Source organism: Acidiphilium sp. PM (assembly GCF_000219295.1).
GTDB classification, from domain to species: domain Bacteria; phylum Pseudomonadota; class Alphaproteobacteria; order Acetobacterales; family Acetobacteraceae; genus Acidiphilium; species Acidiphilium multivorum.
The window spans coordinates 1-2,066 of record NZ_AFPR01000128.1 but is presented as its reverse complement, the minus strand read 5'-3'; the positions used below and the strand labels follow the sequence as shown (position 1 = coordinate 2,066).

The following is a 2,066-nucleotide window of genomic DNA, read 5'->3' as shown; positions in this document are numbered from 1 at the left end:
GGGTTCGCGCAATGGATGCGCGAGCAGACCCGGGTGCTGGTGACCGACACGACGATGCGCGACGCCCACCAGTCGCTGCTGGCGACGCGGATGCGCAGTTACGACATCGTCGCCGCCTCGCCCGCCTATGCCGCCGGGCTGCCGGGGCTGTTCTCGCTGGAATGCTGGGGCGGGGCGACCTTCGACGTCGCCATGCGGTTCCTGACCGAGAGCCCGTGGGAGCGGCTGCGCGAGATCCGCGAAGCGGTGCCGAACATCCTGTTGCAGATGCTGCTGCGCGGGGCGAACGGGGTGGGCTACACCAACTATCCCGACAACGTGGTGCGGCATTTCGTGCGGCGCGCGGCGGCGGGCGGGATCGACCTGTTCCGGATCTTCGACTGCCTGAACTGGGTGGAGAACATGCGCGTCGCCATCGACGCGGTGCGCGAGAGCGGGCGGCTCGCCGAGGGGGCGATCTGCTACACCGGCGACATTCTCGACCCGGAGCGGGCGAAGTATTCGCTGAACTACTATGTGGGGCTGGCGAAGGAGCTGGAGGCGGCGGGCTGCCACATCCTCGCGATCAAGGACATGGCGGGCGTGCTGAAACCCTCGGCGGCGGGCGTGCTGGTGCGGGCGCTGAAGGAGGCGGTGGGGCTGCCGATCCACCTGCACACGCATGACACGTCGGGGATTTCGGCGGCGACGGTGCTGGCCGCGGTGGAGGCCGGGGTGGACGCGGTGGACGCGGCGATGGACCCGATGTCCGGCCTGACCTCGCAGCCCTGCCTCGGCTCGCTGGTGGAGGCGTGGCGGCATACCGGGCGCGACGCCGGGCTCGACCCGGTGGCGATCCGCCAGCTCTCGTTCTACTGGGAGGCGGTGCGGGCGCAGTATGCGGCGTTCGAGAGCGACCTGCAGTCCGGCGCGTCGGAAGTGTATCTGCACGAGATGCCGGGCGGGCAGTTCACCAACCTGCGCGAGCAGGCAGCCTCGATGGGGCTGGCCGAGCGCTGGCACGAGATCGCCCGCGCCTATCGCGACGTGAACATGATGTTCGGCGACATCGTGAAGGTGACGCCGTCGTCGAAGGTGGTGGGCGACATGGCGCTGATGATGGTCAGCCAGGGCCTGTCGGTGGGCGACGTGCTCGACCCGACGCGGGAGATCGCCTTCCCGGCCTCGACCATCGAGATGCTGCGCGGCGATCTCGGCCAGCCGCCGGGCGGATGGCCGGAGGCGTTGCAGGCGAAGGCGCTGCGCGACGAGGCGGCCTATACCGTCCGCCCCGGCTCGCTGCTGCCGCCGGCCGATCTCGACGCGATGCGCGCCGAGGCGGAGAAGCGCTGCGGCGCCAAGATCGACGAGGACGAGCTTGCCGCCTATGCGATGTATCCGGACGTGTATGCCGCCTATCGCAAGGCGCGGGGGCATTACGGGCCGGTGGCGGTGCTGCCGACGCCGGTGTTCTTCTACGGGATGGAGCCGGGCGAGGACATCGCCGTGGATATCGAGCCGGGCAAGCGGCTGGTGATCCGGCTGCAGACGCTGACCGAGACCGACGATGACGGCGATGTGCGGGTGTTCTTCGAGCTGAACGGCCAGCCGCGCATGGTCAAGGTGCCGAACCGGGCGGCGACGCCGACCCGCGCGCACCGGCGCAAGGCGCAGGACCAGGCCGAGGGCGAGATCGGCGCGCCGATGCCCGGCGTGATCGCCAGCGTGCTGGTGGCGGAGGGCCAGGCGGTGACGCAGGGCGAGGCGCTGGTCGCGATCGAGGCGATGAAGATGCAGACGCGGATTTCCGCACCCCGCGACGGGCGGGTGAAGGCGCTGCACGTCAAGCCGGGGGACGCGGTGGACGCGAAGGACCTGCTGGTCGAGATCGGGTAGTTCCCTCAGACGGTCAGCAGCGCGTCCAGCGGCGCGAAGACGGTGGCCGGGGCGTAGTGGCGGCTTATGTAGCCGAGCGCGTCGGCATCCTCGCCGCCCTGGGCGAGGGCGGCGAGGATGGTGGCGCCGAAATTCGCCGCCGTGTCGGCCACGTGAACCGGCAGCACGTCATCCGGCGCGAGGCCGGCGCG

At 70.6% G+C, this 2,066-nt stretch carries 1 protein-coding gene and 1 pseudogene; one reads left to right on the top strand and one right to left on the bottom strand.

Going from position 1 to position 2,066, the window contains the following annotated elements:
- A partial coding sequence (locus tag APM_RS06530; RefSeq protein ID WP_007422561.1) for a pyruvate carboxylase subunit B occupies window positions 1–1,875 on the top strand: 1,875 nt, incomplete at its 5' end.
- A 5-nt stretch (window positions 1,876–1,880) separates the two neighbouring features.
- On the opposite strand, the pseudogene APM_RS06525 reads toward APM_RS06530, so the two are convergent.
- Window positions 1,881–2,066, bottom strand: a pseudogene (locus APM_RS06525) (hypothetical protein); the annotation flags it as partial.